This window comes from Phycisphaeraceae bacterium, assembly GCA_019636735.1.
GTDB lineage: Bacteria > Planctomycetota > Phycisphaerae > Phycisphaerales > SM1A02 > VGXK01.
On the sequence record JAHBWY010000006.1, the window covers coordinates 1 to 17,011 of the forward strand.

At 66.3% G+C, this 17,011-nt stretch carries 12 protein-coding genes and 1 tRNA gene; 6 read left to right on the top strand and 7 right to left on the bottom strand.

The genetic code is table 11. The annotated features are described in order from the left end of the window. Positions 1–46: 46 nt before the first annotated feature. Complete coding sequence (locus KF724_09360) at positions 47–346, bottom strand: hypothetical protein (protein ID MBX3355892.1); 300 nt, start codon at positions 344–346, stop codon at positions 47–49. A gap of 45 nt (positions 347–391) precedes the next feature. Between KF724_09360 and KF724_09365 the strand changes: the two genes are divergently transcribed. Then, the gene (locus KF724_09365) at positions 392–961 is read left to right on the top strand and encodes a thioredoxin family protein (protein MBX3355893.1); all 570 of its coding nucleotides are present in this window, start codon (positions 392–394) and stop codon (positions 959–961) included. Positions 962–1,040: 79 nt separating this feature from the next. Here KF724_09365 and KF724_09370 read toward each other — a convergent pair whose 3' ends face one another. The 6 genes from KF724_09370 to gltX all read right to left on the bottom strand — a co-directional run bounded on the left by KF724_09370 (position 1,041) and on the right by gltX (position 7,860). Next, on the bottom strand, positions 1,041–1,721 hold the full coding sequence (locus KF724_09370; protein MBX3355894.1) for a methyltransferase domain-containing protein: 681 nt from the start codon (positions 1,719–1,721) through the stop codon (positions 1,041–1,043). 23 nt (positions 1,722–1,744) lie between these two features. After that, positions 1,745–4,474, bottom strand: coding sequence for an HAD-IC family P-type ATPase (locus tag KF724_09375; protein ID MBX3355895.1), 2,730 nt, complete (start codon positions 4,472–4,474; stop codon positions 1,745–1,747). Continuing rightward, entirely contained in the window at positions 4,471–5,178 is a 708-nt protein-coding gene (locus KF724_09380; protein MBX3355896.1) for a class I SAM-dependent methyltransferase, read from the bottom strand. Before KF724_09380 ends, KF724_09375 begins: the two co-directional genes overlap by 4 nt. Next, positions 5,175–5,933, bottom strand: coding sequence for a DUF1080 domain-containing protein (locus tag KF724_09385; protein ID MBX3355897.1), 759 nt, complete (start codon positions 5,931–5,933; stop codon positions 5,175–5,177). The genes KF724_09380 and KF724_09385 overlap by 4 nt, the downstream gene beginning before the upstream one ends. Next, a tRNA-Val gene (locus tag KF724_09390) sits at positions 5,933–6,006 on the bottom strand. Before KF724_09390 ends, KF724_09385 begins: the two co-directional genes overlap by 1 nt. Before the next feature lie 81 nt (positions 6,007–6,087). After that, positions 6,088–7,860 (bottom strand): glutamate--tRNA ligase, encoded by a 1,773-nt coding sequence (gene gltX, locus KF724_09395; protein ID MBX3355898.1) that lies wholly within the window; start codon positions 7,858–7,860, stop codon positions 6,088–6,090. A gap of 27 nt (positions 7,861–7,887) precedes the next feature. Here gltX and KF724_09400 point away from each other — a divergent pair, with 27 nt between their 5' ends. Genes KF724_09400 through KF724_09420 form a run of 5 tightly spaced genes read left to right on the top strand, consistent with a single transcriptional unit; the run spans position 7,888 to position 16,881 of the window. Next, a complete protein-coding gene (locus tag KF724_09400) occupies positions 7,888–8,364 on the top strand; it encodes a YfcE family phosphodiesterase (protein ID MBX3355899.1) in 477 nt (158 codons plus the stop codon). A 54-nt stretch (positions 8,365–8,418) separates the two neighbouring features. Further along, positions 8,419–9,636, top strand: coding sequence for a magnesium/cobalt transporter CorA (corA, locus tag KF724_09405; GenBank protein ID MBX3355900.1), 1,218 nt, complete (start codon positions 8,419–8,421; stop codon positions 9,634–9,636). A 56-nt stretch (positions 9,637–9,692) separates the two neighbouring features. Next, positions 9,693–11,114 carry a magnesium chelatase gene (locus KF724_09410; GenBank protein ID MBX3355901.1) on the top strand — a complete coding sequence of 474 codons (1,422 nt, stop codon included), beginning with the start codon at positions 9,693–9,695 and terminating at the stop codon, positions 11,112–11,114. Further along, positions 11,114–12,883, top strand: coding sequence for a hypothetical protein (locus KF724_09415; GenBank protein MBX3355902.1), 1,770 nt, complete (start codon positions 11,114–11,116; stop codon positions 12,881–12,883). The genes KF724_09410 and KF724_09415 overlap by 1 nt, the downstream gene beginning before the upstream one ends. Then, positions 12,880–16,881, top strand: a complete 4,002-nt coding sequence (locus KF724_09420; protein MBX3355903.1) for a DUF748 domain-containing protein — start codon at positions 12,880–12,882, stop codon at positions 16,879–16,881. Before KF724_09415 ends, KF724_09420 begins: the two co-directional genes overlap by 4 nt. Positions 16,882–17,011 lie beyond the last annotated feature (130 nt).

A 17,011-nucleotide genomic window follows, 5' to 3' on the forward strand; every position in this document is an offset into this window, starting at 1 on the left:
GGGGCATTGCCCCACGCGGATGCGCGTGGGCTGCGCGCCCGGGGGCTCAGAAGCGCACCAACATCGGAAGCAGGCCCAGCACGGCGAGCACCAGCACGATGGCCACCAGCACCATCGTGCGATCACGGAAACCCTTCGCTTCCGGCGGCACGCGCGAAGTCGCGCCCTGGATGGCTTCGAAGCACTCGGGACACTTCACGGCATCGTCATAGACCTCGGCACCGCAGAAGGGACAGTGCGCCTCGTCGCCGCTGAAGCGCTCGAGATCCTCGTCCGATGGACCGAGATCGACCGAGTCGCCCTCGTCATCGGGCTCGTTGCATGGACGAATGCCGCAGCACGCCATGCGAGCATGGTAGAGCGGAGGCCATCTCGGGGCTACGCTGACCTCATGCCACCGCTTGCCTCCACCATGGTCCCGCTGGGAACCCCCTGCCCCGACTTCCATCTCACCGATGTGACCTCTGGACGCGTGATCTCGCGCGACGACATGGCCAAGGCACCGGCGCTGCTGGTCATGTTCATCTGCAACCATTGCCCCTTCGTGAAGCACATCCGCGCGGAACTCGCGCGCCTGCCTCGTGAGTACGCGGCGAAGGGCCTCGCCACGGTGGCGATCTGCTCGAATGACCCCGTCTCCCACCCCGCCGACGGTCCCGGCCCCATGAAGCAGGAGGCGATCGACGCGGGCTACACCTTCCCCTATCTGCACGACTCCGAGCAGCGCATCGCCCGCGCCTTCGATGCCGCCTGCACGCCGGATTTCTTCCTCTACGACGGAGCTCGTCGGCTCGTCTACCGAGGCCAGCTCGACTCCAGTCGGCCCGGGATCAACCTCCCCGTCGACGGCGCCGATCTGCGGGCCGCCATCGACGCGGTGCTCGCCGGGCGTGCGCCATCACCGGAGCAGAAGCCCGCGATCGGCTGTTCGATCAAGTGGCGCGCGGACGCCGTGGCCTGAGCGGGTGAGTTTGAGCCGCCTTGCCGCTCCTCGAAGCACTGCATTGCGGCGCGGTGACTCGCCTCGCTCGCGGACTGACTCATGGCTTCGTCAATCGGACGACCATCAATCCCCATGCCGGTGGGATGTGCACGCGCTCGGCCACTTCCACTTCAAGGCCCGCGCGCTTCGCCATATCCGCGAGTAACCCCCGGGTCAGCACGCGTCGGCGCGTGCGCTGGGAGACCTTGAGCCACCACGCCAGCCAGCGCATCTGAAGCGCCTCGAGGGTCCAGTCGAGGATGACCACGCGCCCGCCGGAAGCCGTGACGCGCGCGAACTCGGAGAGGGCCGCCTCCTGGCGATCGAGCAGGTGGAAGGCATTCGCACAGACCGCCAGGTCGACGCTCCCGGATTCAACCGGCACCTTCTCCGCAGGGGCCTCGCACAGGTGAATGCCTTCGAGACCGAGCGCTTCGAGGCGCTCCTGCGCTCGCGCAAGCATCGCTTGGGAAAGATCGACCCCGACGATCTCGGCCTTCGGGAAGTGATCCGCCAGCGCGGCCGTCACGACTCCGGTGCCGCAGCAGACATCAAGCACGCGCGACGCCGGCGGCAGGTCACGGATCGCATCGAGCACGATGGCGCGCGACCACGCGGTGTAGCGCCGGAAGCGTCGGTCATAGTTGGGCGCATAAGCGCGGTACCTGGAGCGCACCATCTCATGCTGATGCTCCGGCGCTTCAGGTGAGGTTCCCGTGGCACTCAGGCTGTCACCCATCGGCCACCATCCTAAGACACCGCTCAGGAGAGCGCTCGACCTGCCGCCGGTGGTCCCTTCGCAGCGCGACGGTCGAGCGCACGCCGCCTGAGCCACTTCTCAAAGCCCACGATGATCCCGATGAGCCACGCGCCCGCGACAATGAGCGTCCACGCTGTCAGGTCCGGTCCCTCGGTGCTGAAGAGCGCCTGCATCGGCCCCCAGTGGGCAAACGCAACCTGCACCAGCACCATGCCGAAGACACCGAACCAGAGCCATCGGTTGCTGAACCAGCCGACGCTCCAGACCCCTCGCAGGAGCGAACGGCAGTTGAAGAGATAGAAGATCTGGCACCAGACGACACCACTGACGACGATCGTGCGAGCCTGCGCTTCGCTCATCTCCCGCGCCAGCGCCCACTCGAAGAGGGCGAAGCCCATGCCCGAAATGAGGATTGTCATGAGGCCTGTCCGCATGAAGACCTCGAAGGTGAAGAGCGGCGCACCGGGATTCCGCGGTGGGCGCTCCATGAGGTCGGGCTCGTGCGGCTCGAAGGCGAGCATGAGCCCGAGCAGGAGCGCCGTCGTGAGATTCAGGTAGAGCGCCTGCACCGGCAGAATGGGAAGGGCGACTCCAAAGACGACCGCCGCAAGGATGATCATCGCGGCACCGCCATTGGTCGGCAGCGTCCAGACGATGAACTTCGTGAGGTTGTCGAAGACACCGCGCCCCTCTTCAACAGCCGCTTCGATTGTTGCGAAGTCATCGTCGGCCAGGACGACATCGGAGGCCTCCTTGGCGGCGTCAGTCCCGTTGCGTCCCATCGCGACGCCGACATCGGCCTGGCGGAGCGCGGGCGCATCGTTGACGCCATCTCCCGTCATGGCGACGACATGACCGAGCGATTGGAGCGCCTTGACGAGCCGGAGCTTCTGCTCCGGGGTCATGCGGGCGAAGACCGAGACTCGATCGGCGAGTTCCGGCAGCGCTTCATCCGAAACATGGCCGAGTTCAGCGCCGGTGACGACCTCGCCCTCGCGCTTCTCCGCGGCCACGAGTCCGAGCCTCCGAGCGATGGCGAGTGCAGTGCCCGGATGGTCTCCGGTGATCATCTTCACCTCGATGCCGGCGCTCCGGCAGCGCAGGATCGCCTGCTTCGCCCGCTCGCGCGGTGGATCGATCATGCCGATCAATCCGAGGAACTCGAGATTGGGCGGCAGGTGATGGGGGTCGAGCGCCGCATCGGGTGCCAGCACACCGCGGGCGCAGGCGATCAGGCGCAGTCCTTCGTGGGAGAGCCGCGACGCCTCGGCGCGGATGCGCGCCCGATCGATCGCGACGGATCGATCGCCATCGAGCATGGTGGCGCTGCCTTCGAGCACGCGCTCGACGGAGCCCTTGAGCATCACTTCGCGCCCGTGGCGTGACGCCATGAACTGCCGCTCCGACTCGAAGGGAATGAGATCGTCGATGGGCGAGGCGTCGCGCAGCGCCCGGGTGTCGATGCCCGCCTTCTCCGCCGCGACGAGAATGGCGACTTCCGTCGGGTCGCCGTCGAGGCGCCATCCCTCCGCGCCCCGGTGCAGAGCCGCGTCATTGGCAAGCGTTCCGGCACGAAGACAGCCCGCGAGCGCCGGGTGATCGTCGAGTCGATCGGCCTCCTCGATCGCGCCGCCCGCAGGCGTGTCGCCATGGCCCGTCACGGCGTACTCGCGCGCCGCGGTCCAGATCGAGCGCACCGTCATGCGGTTCTCAGTCAGCGTGCCGGTCTTGTCCGAACAGATGACCGTGGTGCTTCCCAGCGCCTCGACCACGGGCAGCTTGCGGATGATGGCGTTCCGCGCCGCCATCCGGTGCACGCCGATCGCCAGCGTGACGGTGATGACCGCTGGAAGCCCCTCGGGAATGGCGCCGACGGCGAGCGCCACGGCCGCCATGAAGGTCTGGAGCGCCCCCGCGCCGTGCATGAGACCCACGAAGAACATCAGCGAGGCGACCAGCAGGATCGCCCAGGTCAAGAGACGACTGAACTCGGCGATGCGCCGCGTCAGCGGAGTTTCGATCCGGTCGGCCTGGCGAACCAGCCCGCTGATACGGCCGATCTCCGTCGCGTCGCCGATCTCGACCACCACCGCGACGCCCTGCCCGCGCGTCACAACCGTCCCGGCGTAGACCATGCCAGCGCGATCGGCGAGTTCGGTGCCCTCGTCCATGGCGTGCACCCTCTTGGCAATGGGCACCGACTCTCCGGTCAGCGCCGACTCATCGACGAAGAGGTCGCGCACCTCGACGAGCCGCATGTCCGCCGGAACCGCGTCGCCCGATTCGAGCAGCACGATGTCGCCCGGCACGAGATCGGCCGCGGGCACCTTCGTCCGTTGTTCATCACGGCGGACTCGCGCCGAGACGCCGAGAGCCTGAGCGAGCGCCTCGATCGCCGCCGAGGCGCGCCGCTCCTGGATGAACCCCACGATTCCATTGACGACCACCACGCCGATGATCACCCCCGAGTCGATCCACTCGCCGAGAAGCGCAGTGATGACCGCCGCTGCGATGAGGATGAGCACAAGCTCCGAGGTGAACTGGCCCAGCAGCATCCGCCAGGCGCTCGTCCGCGCCTGGCGGGTGATCCGGTTGAAGCCATGGATGCGGCGTCGCTCCTCCACCACTCGCGCATCAAGGCCGCGTCGCGGATCGACCTCGAGCATCGAGAGCACGGCGGCCGCATCGAGCGCATGCCACACCGGCGACGAGGGCCGTGATGCGCCGCTCACGATCGCCTCCTCGCGACGAGGTGATGCACATGCCAGCGCTTCCGCACGCCGGGGAGCGGTTCGCCCTCGCGCTCGACCTCCTCGTGGGCGAGCAGATCAAATGACTCGAAGAGACGCGGCAGATCCACCGCGGTGTGAGCACTCATGGTGCCGGGGTCACTCTCCACCACGAACTGGTCGCGCGGTCCAAAGAGCTGGCCGACGAAGAGACCGCCGGGAGCAAGCGACGCGGCCAGGCGCGCCCAGAGCGCCTCGAAGTGATGCTCCGGGCAGAAGGGCAGTGCAAAGCCGGCGTGCACCAGGTGGAACGCCGCAACGGGGAGCGGCGTGTTCTCAAATGGAGCGTGCACCAACTCCAGACGATCGAGGGCCGCGAGCCGTTCCGCCCGGGCCCGGGTCGCGGCCAGCATTCTCGCACTCGCATCGGTCGCGACGACGCGCCAGCCGCTCGAAAGGAGGAACTCCGCTTCCTGCCCGAGACCGCAGCCGAGATCGAGGGCATGAAGGACGTCAATCCGGCCGCCAGAAGCTCGCGTGATCGAATGTTGGTCGAGGGCCTTCACCAGCCACTCGCGGGGACCGAGTTTCTCCGTCGCGCGCTCATAGAGCGCCATGCGCTCGGGTCCGAATGAGGGGATCGGAACCTCGTTCGGCGCCGACGGTGCCGCGCCACTCAGCCCAGCCTCGGCGCCACCATCACTCACCGGATCGGACGGATCTTGATGTTCCTGAAGGCGACCTCGTCGCCGTGATCTTGAAGCGCGATGTGCCCCGAATCTTTCGTGGCAAAGGCGGGCATGTCCTTGAACTTGCTCTTGGCGATGCGCTCCTTCCAGTCATCGCTCGAGGTATCGAAGGTGGCCGTCTGCACGCCATTGAGCCAGAGTTCAACCTTGCTGCCCTGGACGAGGATTCGCGCACGATTCCACTCCCCCGCGGGCTTCACCGCGCCCTCGGGCGCGGGGTAGAGGGCATAGCACGCGCCCGCCGAGGTGTATGGCGTCCGCCCGTCGACATGGCCCGCGTCGTCGAGGATCTGCATCTCGGGCCCGGTCTCCCAGGGGTAGTTCTTCTCCTCGCCGACATGCCACATGACGCCCGAGTTGCCGGCAGGCCCCACCTTCCACTCGCAGACAAACTCGAAGTCCTTGTAAGTCTCGCGCGTGACGATGTCTCCGCCCGGCCCCTTGCGCACGAGCGTCCCATCGACGACCTGCCAGCCGTCGGGCAGCGACTCCTTGCGGAATCCGCGGAAGTGCTGCGATGCATCCTTGCCGTCAAAGAGCAGAACCCAACCGTCGGCCCGCTCCTTGTCGGTCAACTCGTTCATGGCGCTCTCCTCAGCCGGAGCGTTCACAGCAGGCGAATGGGGAGGTCCCGGCGCCCGAAGCGGTGGATCCGCCATCGCGCTTCCGAAGGCGAGGTTGACCACAGCCGCCAGCAGGTGAATGTTCATCATGGACCGTACTGGACTTGAACCAGTGACCTCCTGCGTGTCATGCAGGCGCGCTAGCCAACTGCGCCAACGGTCCGAGGGCAGGAAGTGTAACGCGCCACACCCCGAGAGACCAGTGGCAAGCGTTCGTGACGGAGCCGGGGTGGCGTGGATCCGGTCAGCCCGAGGCACCTGAAGTCACTCGGTCAAGCGCGCGGGCGATTCGGGTGAGGGTGCTCGCCCGCCCGAGGATGGCCAGGGTGTCGAAGATCGGCGGACTCACCGTACCGCCGCTCACCGCCACGCGAAGCGGCTGGGCGACATCGCCGAGACGCCCCTCGGCATGGCGCTCCGCATACGCCTTCACCACGGCTTCGAGGTCAGACGCCGTCCACGAGGCACACTCTTCGAGCCGCGTCTTCAGTTGCTCGAGGTGCGCGACACCCTTCGCATCAAGCACCTTCGAGACAGCCTTTGAGTCGAACTCGAGTGCTTCGTCGGGAATGACCAGGAAGCGATTGGCACGAAAGAGATCATCGAGCGTCTTGCTGCGCGCACGACTCGCCTCGGCCAGCGCGGAGAACTGTTCGCTGGTCAGTCGCACCATGAAGGCGGGGTGCTCTCGCTCGCCGTGATCGCGCGCCAGCCGCTCGAACTCCTGCGGCGAGAGGGCCTGAATGGCGTCGAGGTTGAATGCAAGGAGCTTGGCGCGATCGAACTTCGCCGGGGTCTTGAGCACCCTGTCGAGATCGAAGTGACCGATGAGGAACTCGAGATCGAACTTCTCCAGATCGTTGCCCGGACTCCAGCCGTTGAGCGCCAGGAAGTTGCAGAGGACTCCGGGCAGATAGCCCGAGCGACGGAAGTCATCGACATTGATCTCCGGGAGATTCACACCAAGGGCGGTCGCGAGCGCCGTGGACTGGCCCACGGGAAGCTGCACAGTCTTGTCGGCGAGCCACTTTGTGAACTGCTCCTGACTCGGCATGGCCGCGGAGATCGCCGCCGCCTCGGGCCCCGGCGGCACGGCGGGGAGTTCGCGAAGGCCGCGTTCCTGCACCGCCTTGCGAAGCACCTTGTCCTTGTCGCGCTTGCTCATCTTCGAGCCATCGGGGTTGAAGATCAGCGGCAGGTGGCCATAGACCGGACGCCGAAACCCGAGGGCATCCTGAAGGAGCATGTGCCGCGCCGTGTTGTTGAAGTGCTCCTGCGCTCGCAGCACATGGGTCACGCCCATCAATTCATCGTCGACCACCACAGCGAAGTGGTAGGTCGGGAAGCCGTCGGCCTTGCGGATCACGAAGTCATCGATCTCGCCGGGGGGCAGAGTGGCGTCGCCGAGGACGGCGTCGCGGATCACCACCTCGCCCTGCGGCGCGGCGAAGCGGATGACCGCAGGCATGCCCGCCTTGAGGCGGCTCTCGACTTCTGATGACGACAGCGATCGGGCCGCGCTGCCGTCGTAGCGATAGGGAATGTTCCTCGCCTTGGCGTCGCGACGATGCGACTCAAGCTCCTCGGCGGTGTCGAAGGCGTAGTAGGCACGCCCGCTGCGCAGAAGCTGATCGAGGTAGCGCTGGTAGATCTCCAGCCGCTGCGCCTGGAAGTATGGTCCATGGTCGCCGCCGCCGGATTGGTCGAAGACGGGGCCTTCGTCCCAATCAACGCCGAGCCACGCCAAGTCCTGAAGGAAGGCAATGCTCGCTGCGTCGCTTGAGCGCTTCTGATCGGTGTCCTCGATTCGAAGAATGAACTTCCCGCCGCGCCCCCGGGCGTAGGCCCAGCAGAAGAGCGCGGTTCTCGCACCGCCGACATGGAGGTGACCTGACGGACTCGGCGCAAAGCGGGTGACGACGACCTGACCGTCAGCGGACGCCCGGCGATCGTCGACGCCCGTCTGCGTCGCCGAGCCGTGACCGCCGTCAAGAACTTTCAGTGGACCCTTCTGCATGACTCCCCAAGGCTACCCTCCTCGCGGATGCGCGTCGGACTTCTCTCAGATAGTCATGGCCGAGCCGCCCGAACGAGAGACGCGGTCCGCCTGCTGGTCGGTCGCGGTGCGGACATCCTGCTCCATATGGGTGACATCGAGACCGAAGAGGTTCTCGACCAGCTTGCGGGGTTGACCGCGCATGTTGTCTTCGGCAACAACGATGACGAAATCTCCCTCGGCCGATATGCAGCCTCAATTGGCCTGACGGTTGCCCATCCGCTGGGTCAGCTCTCGGTCGATGGCAAGACGATTGCCTTCACCCATGGCCATCTCGGGTCCAGCCTTCGGGATTGGCGGGGAATCGACTACTTCGTTCACGGACACACCCACCAGCGGCGCGATGAGCGGCGCGAGGGCACACGCATCATCAACCCTGGCGCGCTGCACCGGGCGCCCGTCTACTCGGTGGCGCTCCTCGACCCTGCGTCGGACGCGCTCGAGTTTCTCGATCTCGGGGAGTGAGGCTGCGCCCCGCCCCTGCCGTGCCCGCACTCCCGCGAAGGTAGTCTTCAATCCGTGAGCCGTCGTCGTCGTCGACCGCGTGCACTTCCGACGCCCGGGCTTCCGCCCGGGACGCTCTCGGTCGACCCCGAGGCGGGTCCCACGCGAATCCGCGCCTTTGGTTTTTCGCCCGAAGGCTTCGAGGAACTCCCCTCGGCGGACCGGGCCGCGCTGACCCGGCTTGCCGAGAAGTGGCCCATCATCTGGGTCGATGTCGAGGGCCTCGGGGATGCCGCAGCCCTGACCATGATCGCCGACCACTTCGGACTCCATCCGCTGGCGATGGAGGATGTCGTGGACACCTCGCAGCGCGCCAAGGTGGAACCCTATGGTGAGATCACCTTCATCGTCATGCCGATGCCGCGCAGCGGCGATGAGTTCAACACCGAGCAGCTCTCACTCTTTCTCGGTCGTCAATGGGTGGTGACCTTCCAGGAATCATCTCCCGGCGATTGCCTCGGCGGCATTCGGGACCGGATCCGATTCGGTCGCGGGCGGGTGCGGCGCAGTCCCGCGGCGTATCTCGCCTACGCGCTCATCGATGCCGTGATCGACGGGTACTTTCCCATCGTGGAGCAGCTCGGCGATCGGCTGGATGCGCTCGAACACCGGGTGCTCGAACGCCCGGATCATCGCCAGATCGTTGACATGCGCGTCATCAAGCGACAGCTCGCGCGGCTTCGTCGAGCCATCTGGCCTATGCGAGATGCCGCGACGACCATGATCTCCCTCGACACGGTCTTCGCCCCGGAACTCCGCCTCTTCATCCGCGATGCTCACGACCATGTCGTGCGGCTCATGGACATCATCGAAACCGATCGTGCAATGGCCAGCGACCTGATCGAGATTCACCTGAGCGCCATCTCCGCCAGGCAGAGCGAGGTCAACAAGTTCCTGACCATCATCGCGACCATCTTCCTGCCCCTGAGCTGGATCGCCGGCATCTACGGAATGAATTTCGAGTTCATGCCGGAGCTTCATTGGGCCTTCGGCTATCCGATGGCGCTCCTGATGATGGCGGCATTCGCCGCGGGGCTCCTCATCTACTTCTATCGCAAGGGCTGGCTCGCACCGAGCGGATTCGGGAGCCTCAAAGAGGAGCGACATGCCGATGGCCCCCGGGGCGCGCCGCCAAAGGAGGCATCCGCGCTTGGGGCTCCGACCGGAGGGGACCGACCTTCGCCTCCGCAGCATCCAGTCAGGGACGCGCCGCGAAATGCTCCGCTGGAGTGACTGCGCCCCAACCTACCCTCACGAGTGACCGGCGGGTGCCGGACTCGCCCTGCGCCATGCCCAGCCAACCACCTGCCGTTCGAACTCTGGCCGAGCTGCGCGCAAGCGGCTGGGTGTCCCGTCGGGTCAAGGATGAGCTTCGATCCAACTTCGAGCGAGCCCTCGCCATCGGAGAGGAGCTCTTCCCCGGCATCGTCGGTTACGACGACACGGTTCTGCCCGAGGTGGCCAACGCGATTCTCGCGGGTCACGACATGCTCTTCCTCGGCGAGAAGGGTCAGGCGAAGAGCCGGCTCATGCGGCTCCTTCCGCGCCTTCTTGATGAGTGGCTGCCCTATGTCGAGCTGCCCGAGTGTCCCGTTCACGAGGATCCCACGCGACCTATCACTGCCATGGCGAAGCGCTTTCTCGCGGAGACGCCCGCGGAGAAGGTGCCGATCGCGTGGTGGCATCGAAGCGAGCGTTACGCCGAGCGCCTGGCACCGGGGACGCGCTTCGCCGATGTGATCGGGGAAATCGACCCTTCAAAGCTGGTTGCGGGTCGTTCGCTCGGCGCGGAAGAGGCGCTCCACTTCGGCCTGATTCCGCGCATGCATCGCGGCATCTTCGCCATGAACGAGCTGCCGGATCTGGATGACTCGGTCCAGGTCGGCCTCTTCAATGTGCTTGAAGAGCGCGATGTGCAGATTCGAGGCCACCCGGTTCGCTTCGATCTCGATGTGATGATCCTCTTCAGCGCAAATCCCGCCACCTACAACCGGTCGGGCAAGGTCATTCCGCAGCTCAAGGACCGGATCGGTTCAACCATCGTCACCCACTACCCGCGAGAGCGAAGCGACGGCATCAGGATCACGCGGCAGGAAGCGGGCGTTGATCTCGGTGGCGACTTCCCGGTGGTCGTGCCGCCTTTCATGGAGGAGATCATCGAGGCGATCAGCGTGGCGGCGCGGAGGAGCCCCCATGTCGATCAGGCGAGTGGCGTGAGCGCCCGCTTCAGTGCGGCCAACTGGCGCACGATGGTGGCGAGCGCCAGGCGTCGCGGCATTCAGCTCGGTGAGCGCCCCGCCGTGCCGCGCGTAAGCGATCTCGCCCACCTGCACGCTTCGGCGCTCGGCAAGCTCGAACTCGACCTCATGGGCACGCATCAGATGACAGAACGACAGATCATCGATGCGATCGTGGCCGAGGCGATCGGCGTCGTCTTCACCGAGTACTGCGACGAACACGGGCTCGAGGAGATCGCCGACATCTTCGCGAAGGGCGTGCGGATCGAGGTCGGCGACCAGCTTCCCTCGCAGCACTATGCGGAGCGCTTGAGCCGCGTTCCTCCCGCGTGGGAGAAGGCCTTTGAGGTCAATGTCGCCGGCGATCCGGCCGTGCGAGCGAGCTGCGTCGAGTTCGTGCTCGCCGGGTTGCACGCGACCGACCGCATCTCCCGCTCGCAGTCGCACGGGCGCATCGTCTACGAGGTCTCCTGATGTCGGAGCCGCCGCGCCAACCATCGCCGGCAAACCCCGACCCCGCTCGATCGACGCTCGGTGGTGTCATTCACGCGTACCTCGGATACGACCCGGTCAACTTCCCTCCGCCGCGGAGTGCGCCGCCGGACATCGCCGGGGCCGCCTTCGAGCACATGCTTCACCATGGCTCGCTGCGCCGACTCACTCCCGAAGAGCTCGCTCGAGCGGTGACGATCGATCCCTCGCAAATCAAGGGCTTCGGACCGAGCATCGAGTCGTTGCTGGCCTTGCTCGAAGAGCGCCGCGCGAAGATCCTGGCCACCTGGGAGAGCGACTCCGTGCGGCGCCGCGCCGATGAGGCCTTCCGCACCCTCGCGGCATCGATGACCCCACCACCCAAACTCGCTTCCCGCTTCGAACGAGAAGTCCGCGAAGGCCAGTTGCGCGACCTCGAGCGTCTCTGGTACGAGGTCGACGAGCAGTCACCCTTCGCGCGCCAGCTCGTCCACCTCGTGGAGCGACTGGGCGACCGCTTCCAGGTCGAGGCGCTCGCCTCCCGCTGGGTGTTCACAGGGCGAGCGCCGCTCTCGATCGAAGAGGCGCTGCGGCTCAAGGAGGAGCTTGAAACAATCGAGCGCCTCATCGAGCAACTTCGTGAAGCGCTCAAACACGCGAGGATCGCGCTCATCGACCTCGAGGCGCTTGAACAGTTCGCGCCACCTGAGGAGATCGAGGGGCTGCGCGACATTGAGCGCCGGGTGCAGGAGATGATCGAGCAACTGGCCCACGCCCAGGGCATCGAGCGCTCGGCGCAGGGCTGGTCGCTGACGCCGAGGGCGATGCGTCTCTACCAGACGCGTCTGCTTCAGGAGATCTTCAACGGCCTCTCAGCGGGCCGCAGCGGTCGCCATGAGGGTGTGCAGGCCCTCGAAGGCGAAGTCGAGCTGCCCACGACACGCCCATGGAACTTCGGCGACCCGCTGAGCGGGCTCGACGCGGCCGAGTCGATCACGAACGCGCTGCTGCGCCGCGCGGCCGACGCGGCGGGCGCCCCGGGGGCCGACGCATCGGAAGCGCCGCTGACCCTGACCCCCGAAGATCTCCGGATCTTCAAGAGCCGTCGGACTCCACGCTGCGCAACGGCGGTCATTCTCGACATGTCAGGATCCATGCGCTACGGAGGGCAATATGTCTCCTGCAAGCGGATGGCGCTTGCGCTCGACGGACTCATTCGTCGCGAGTACCCGGGCGACTCTCTCTTCTTCGTCGAGATGTACACGCTCGCGAAACCTGTCCGCAGCGCCGACCTCGCCTCCCTGATGCCCAAGCCGGTCTCGATCTCGCGGCCGGTCGTTCGGCTCCGCGCCGATCTCGCCGATCCGCGCCTCGGCGAGATGGATCTCCCCCTTCACTTCACGAACATCCAGCGGGCTCTTCAACTCTCCCGCCACTTCCTCGCGGCCCAACCAACCCCCAATCGTCAGATCATTCTGCTCACCGACGGCCTGCCCACGGCGCACATGGAGGGGTCGAACCTCTTCATGCTCTATCCCCCCGATCCTCGCACCGAAGCGGCCACGATGCGCGAAGCGCAGATGTGTCGGCGTGACGGAATCACGCTCAATGTGATGCTGCTGCCCTCGTGGTCGCAGGATGAAGATGATGTCGGCTTCGCCTATCGCATCGCCGAGTCGACGGGTGGCCGCGTCTTCTTCACCGGCGGGCGGGAGCTCGACCGCTTCGTGGTTTGGGACTACCTGACGCGTCGGCGTACCATCATCGGATGAACTCCGCGGAAGCGAGGGGTGCACCACAAGTCACCGGCAGGCGAAGGCGCCGGCTCCGATGGCTCATCGTTGCGCTTGTGGCGTTCATGGTCATCTATCTTCCCGGCGGCTTCCTCGGCGTCCCCTGGGCGGCGAATCGCTGGGTCCTGCCCGCGATCAATGGAGCGATTCCGGGCACGCTCGAAGTGGCGGAGATTGCCTTCAATCCGCTGAGCCTGACGCTCAACCTTGGCCGCGGACGCCTCACCTCACCCGAGGGCACGACGCTTCTTGAGTTCGACGCACTTCGCTGCGGAGTCTCCCCCATCTGGAGTGTGCTCACGGCAAGCTGGTGCGTGCGCGAGCTGATCATCGAGCGCCCCTCTCTCTCGGTGGTGATCGATGAGGAAGGTGATGTCGATCTTCTGCGGGCGCTCGTGACTCCCGGAGCGGCGACCTCCGCTGAGCCGAAGCCGCTGATCTCGAGGATTCCCCACCTGCGCATCGCGCGCGGCGAAGTCCGCGCAGCGTCGGCCCGCTTCACCGATCGCTCGCGAGGCGAAGTGTTCGAGGCGTCATGGTCGGACATCAACTTCGATTTCGGCTCGCTCGACCTCCGACCTCACCGACGAAGCGGCCACCTTCTGACGGCGAGATCAACCAACGGGGCCACCGCGCGCTGGGAGGGCTCATTCACGGTCGATCCACCGACGGCGCGCGGCGAAGTGACGATCGAGGGTTTCCCGATCGCGCCGCTCATGCCCTACCTCGCCCGTGCCACCTCGGCAACGATCGTCGACGGACTTTTGAACGCTCGCCTGCGCTACGAAGCGGCTCCCACCGATCGCCCCGCCGTGCTTCGCGCGTCCATTCCCATGGCCACACTCGAGCGGCTCCGGATCCTCGATGGCCGGGACCTGCTCATCGAGTCACCTCGCCTGACCCTGACCGACGCCGATCTGGATCTTGTCGCTCGCACCGCAAACATCCGCTCGCTCCGCCTCTTGAACTCAACGCTCCACCTGGTTCGCGCCGAGGATGGCCGACCGGCCATTCTCCGACTCTTCCCGTGGGCCGATCGGGAGGGGCTTGCAGCCCTCGAGGAAATGCACGGACGCGACGACGATCAAGGTGCCGACCTCACCGAATTCCCGGTCGAACGCGTCGCCGCCGCGGTGAACGCGATTGTGCGCGGCGCGACCGGAGAGTGGACCATCGATCTCAAGAGTCTTGCTCTGCACGATCAGGTGGTCTCCTACATCGATCGCTCCCCACGACGGGTCGTCGAGACGACGCTGCGCCGCGCTCGACTTGACGCAGGGCCGATTCGAAGCGCGCAGGAGTTGGCGGCACCGTTCTTTCTTGAAGGCGTGCTGGGGACGAACGGCGCGCTCCGTCTCGAAGGAATGCTTCGCCCGCTGAGCGCCAAGGTCGAGGTGCAGGTCGATGCCGATGAGATCGACCTCACACCTTTCGCCCCCTATCTGCCGCCGCAATTCCTTCAGGATCTGCCCCCCACGGAACTCACCGATGGTGTCGCCCGAGTGGCGGGCCGCGTCGTGGCGAGCGTTGATCTGGCCGCCGACACCATTTCCGTTGACTGGCGCGGAGCGGCGCTGTTGCGCCAGCTTGAGTTGAGTTTCGCCGAGCGTCAACCCCTGCTGGCGCTCCAGGCGATCGCAGCCGATGGACACATCACCGCACTACTGCAAGGGGATGAGTCGGTGAACGCGTCGTGGGATGGCGAGGCCCATCTGGAGGGCCTCTCACTCGGCGTGCCCCTGCCCGACCTGAAGGCGGAGACCTCGCTTGAAGGGGCCACCGCCAAGGGCCAGGCGTCGATTCACCTCGTCAATCAAGTTCGATCCGAGGCGGCTTGGAGTGGAGCATTCAGCACCAAAGCGCTTGCCGCCCGAGCCGAGCGCAGCGATCTCAACGCGGCCGCACAGCTTGCAACCTTCAAGTGGGATGGCGCCCTTCGCGTGGTCGCCGGTGAAGGCGAGAGCGATCCGCTCCGAGTCACCTCCGAAGGGTTGATTCATGCGACCGCTGCCGCCGGAACCGTGCGGCAGGATGGCGGCGATCGCTCGGCCACCATGAGTTCCTTCAAGCTCGACGGGAACAGCACGCTCCGCCGCGTCACGGACGGCAGTGCGCACCTCGAGTGGATCGGCCGATTCGACTTCGAGCAGGTCTCCGCGGAAACGCCGCTCGCGCCCGCCGGAGTCGCCCGGGTCGAGTGTGGCGCCCTTCGCTATGCCGGGGTCGTGATGGCCTCGTCCTCTCCCGATGGAACTGCGAGCGCGCGAAGCGAGGGTGCGCTGACCGCGGTTCGCGCCCAGGCGAGCGCCGAGGGAACCGAGTTTGGCGCACTCACGGCGGGCGCCGAGGAGCTCACCTATGCCGGTGTTGCCGCGATCGAGCGCGGCGCTGCGGTCGATGCCCTGCGCGAGCGTTCAACTTCGGATGCCCCCGGCGCTCAGGCCACGCGCGCTCTGCCATCGAGAGGTTCAAGCGCCGCGCCATCGGCCGAGCCCATGCCGTTGCTCGTCGCCGCCGGTGAAGTCACGGGCCGCGAACTCGCCCTTGCAGCCCCGCGCTTCGACGACGCGCAAGTGTCGATCGGCCATCTGCGGGCGAGCCACATCGATCTCGTCTCGATCGGACCTCGTGTCGAAGTGGGCGAAGTGGTCATCACGCGCGCTCGCGCGGAGTTGGCTCGTGCACTCATCGGTCCAATGGCCGAGGGTGAGTCGAGCGCGACCGATGAGCGCAGCGCTCCTTCGATCGCCGACGACCGCACGCGTGCACCTGAACCCACTGCACCGGCCACGACGACCTTCGAGCACGGCCTCGACACCTCGTCGCTGCCCGAGGTCCTGATCCGTCGTCTCGAACTTGCCGACGCTTTCCTTCGCCTTGTTGACCTCTCGACCTCACCCGCCGCCACGCTTCTCGTGAGCGAGGTGAATGCCGAGATCGATGGCCTCGGCACACGAGCCGCTGAGCCAGCCGAACTCACCATGACGGGCCTCGTTCAGGAAGCAGGCCGCTTCGACCTTCGGGGAACTCTCGATCCCGTTGATCCCACGCGCCAGACCGACATTCAGTTCACACTGTCGAGCCTCCCCCTCAAACCCTACGACCCCTACGCCAATCGCTTTGTAGGACATGAGATCGACTCAGGTCGACTGGCAGTGCAAATGCCGGTCTCGATCCACGAGGCGCAGCTTCGCGGCACGCTCGACGCCACGCTTGATCGCTTCTTCCTCGGTCGCAGCGTGCCGAGTCCCGAGGCGATCAATCTTCCCGTGAAGCTCGGCCTCGATCTCCTTCGGGATGGTGACCAGCGCATCGCCGTCAGTGTTCCCTTCGAGGGCGACCTTCGGGATCCGTCATTCAGACTTGGCGGAGTGATCTGGCAGGCCATCGTGAATCTCATCCTTCGCGCGACCACGGCGCCATTCACCCTGCTTGCCGCGCTGGTCGGCGCCGGGGACCGCGATCTCTCGATGGTGCTCTTTGAGCCGGGCTCGTCGGAACTCACCTCGGAGCGCAGCGCCGACATCGACATGCTGGCCAAGGCGCTCAACGAAAGGCCGGCGCTCTCCCTGCGCGTTGTCGGCATCACCGGCGCTTCCGCGGACGAAGGGGCCCTTCGTGCGGCGGGTCTCGATGACCGCCTTCGCGCCGCAGCGGGTCGTGAGACTTCGGGGCCCATCCAGGGTGAGGCCCGTCGTTCGGCGATCTCCCGCGCGTATGCGCTTCTGCCTGCGGAAGTGCGCACCGCCGTCGAAGCGAAGTCGGGCTCGCGGCCGCCGGTCGAAGCGATGGAGCGGGCGCTCCTCGACTCCATCGAGATTGATGACCAGGCGTGGCAGGCGATCGCCCGAGCGCGGGCGGAGGCCGTGGCCCGGGAACTCATCACGGTGAACGGAATATCGGAGGAGCGGATCACCGTCGATGTCGAGGCGGGTGACGCCGAGGGCCCGCCCCGCGTCGCCTTCGAGATCCGGTAGCCCCCGCCATCGTCGATCCGTGGCAATCACAGCGAAAGCACGCAATTCATCGGCCCCGCCAGCCGATCCGCCTCCTCTACACTCAACCGTTTGATTCGGCCTGGAACACGACGTTCCAGGCACCGCCGCT

What these genes read in the sequence shown, in the direction of transcription:
- KF724_09360 (MBX3355892.1), bottom strand. Translation starts at nt 346, where the DNA reads ATGGCGTGCTGCGGCATTCGTCCATGCAACGAGCCCGATGACGAGGGC.
- KF724_09365 (MBX3355893.1), top strand. Translation starts at nt 392, where the DNA reads ATGCCACCGCTTGCCTCCACCATGGTCCCGCTGGGAACCCCCTGCCCC.
- KF724_09370 (MBX3355894.1), bottom strand. Translation starts at nt 1,721, where the DNA reads ATGGGTGACAGCCTGAGTGCCACGGGAACCTCACCTGAAGCGCCGGAG.
- KF724_09385 (MBX3355897.1), bottom strand. Translation starts at nt 5,933, where the DNA reads ATGATGAACATTCACCTGCTGGCGGCTGTGGTCAACCTCGCCTTCGGA.
- gltX (MBX3355898.1), bottom strand. Translation starts at nt 7,860, where the DNA reads ATGCAGAAGGGTCCACTGAAAGTTCTTGACGGCGGTCACGGCTCGGCG.
- KF724_09400 (MBX3355899.1), top strand. Translation starts at nt 7,888, where the DNA reads ATGCGCGTCGGACTTCTCTCAGATAGTCATGGCCGAGCCGCCCGAACG.
- KF724_09410 (MBX3355901.1), top strand. Translation starts at nt 9,693, where the DNA reads ATGCCCAGCCAACCACCTGCCGTTCGAACTCTGGCCGAGCTGCGCGCA.
- KF724_09415 (MBX3355902.1), top strand. Translation starts at nt 11,114, where the DNA reads ATGTCGGAGCCGCCGCGCCAACCATCGCCGGCAAACCCCGACCCCGCT.
- KF724_09420 (MBX3355903.1), top strand. Translation starts at nt 12,880, where the DNA reads ATGAACTCCGCGGAAGCGAGGGGTGCACCACAAGTCACCGGCAGGCGA.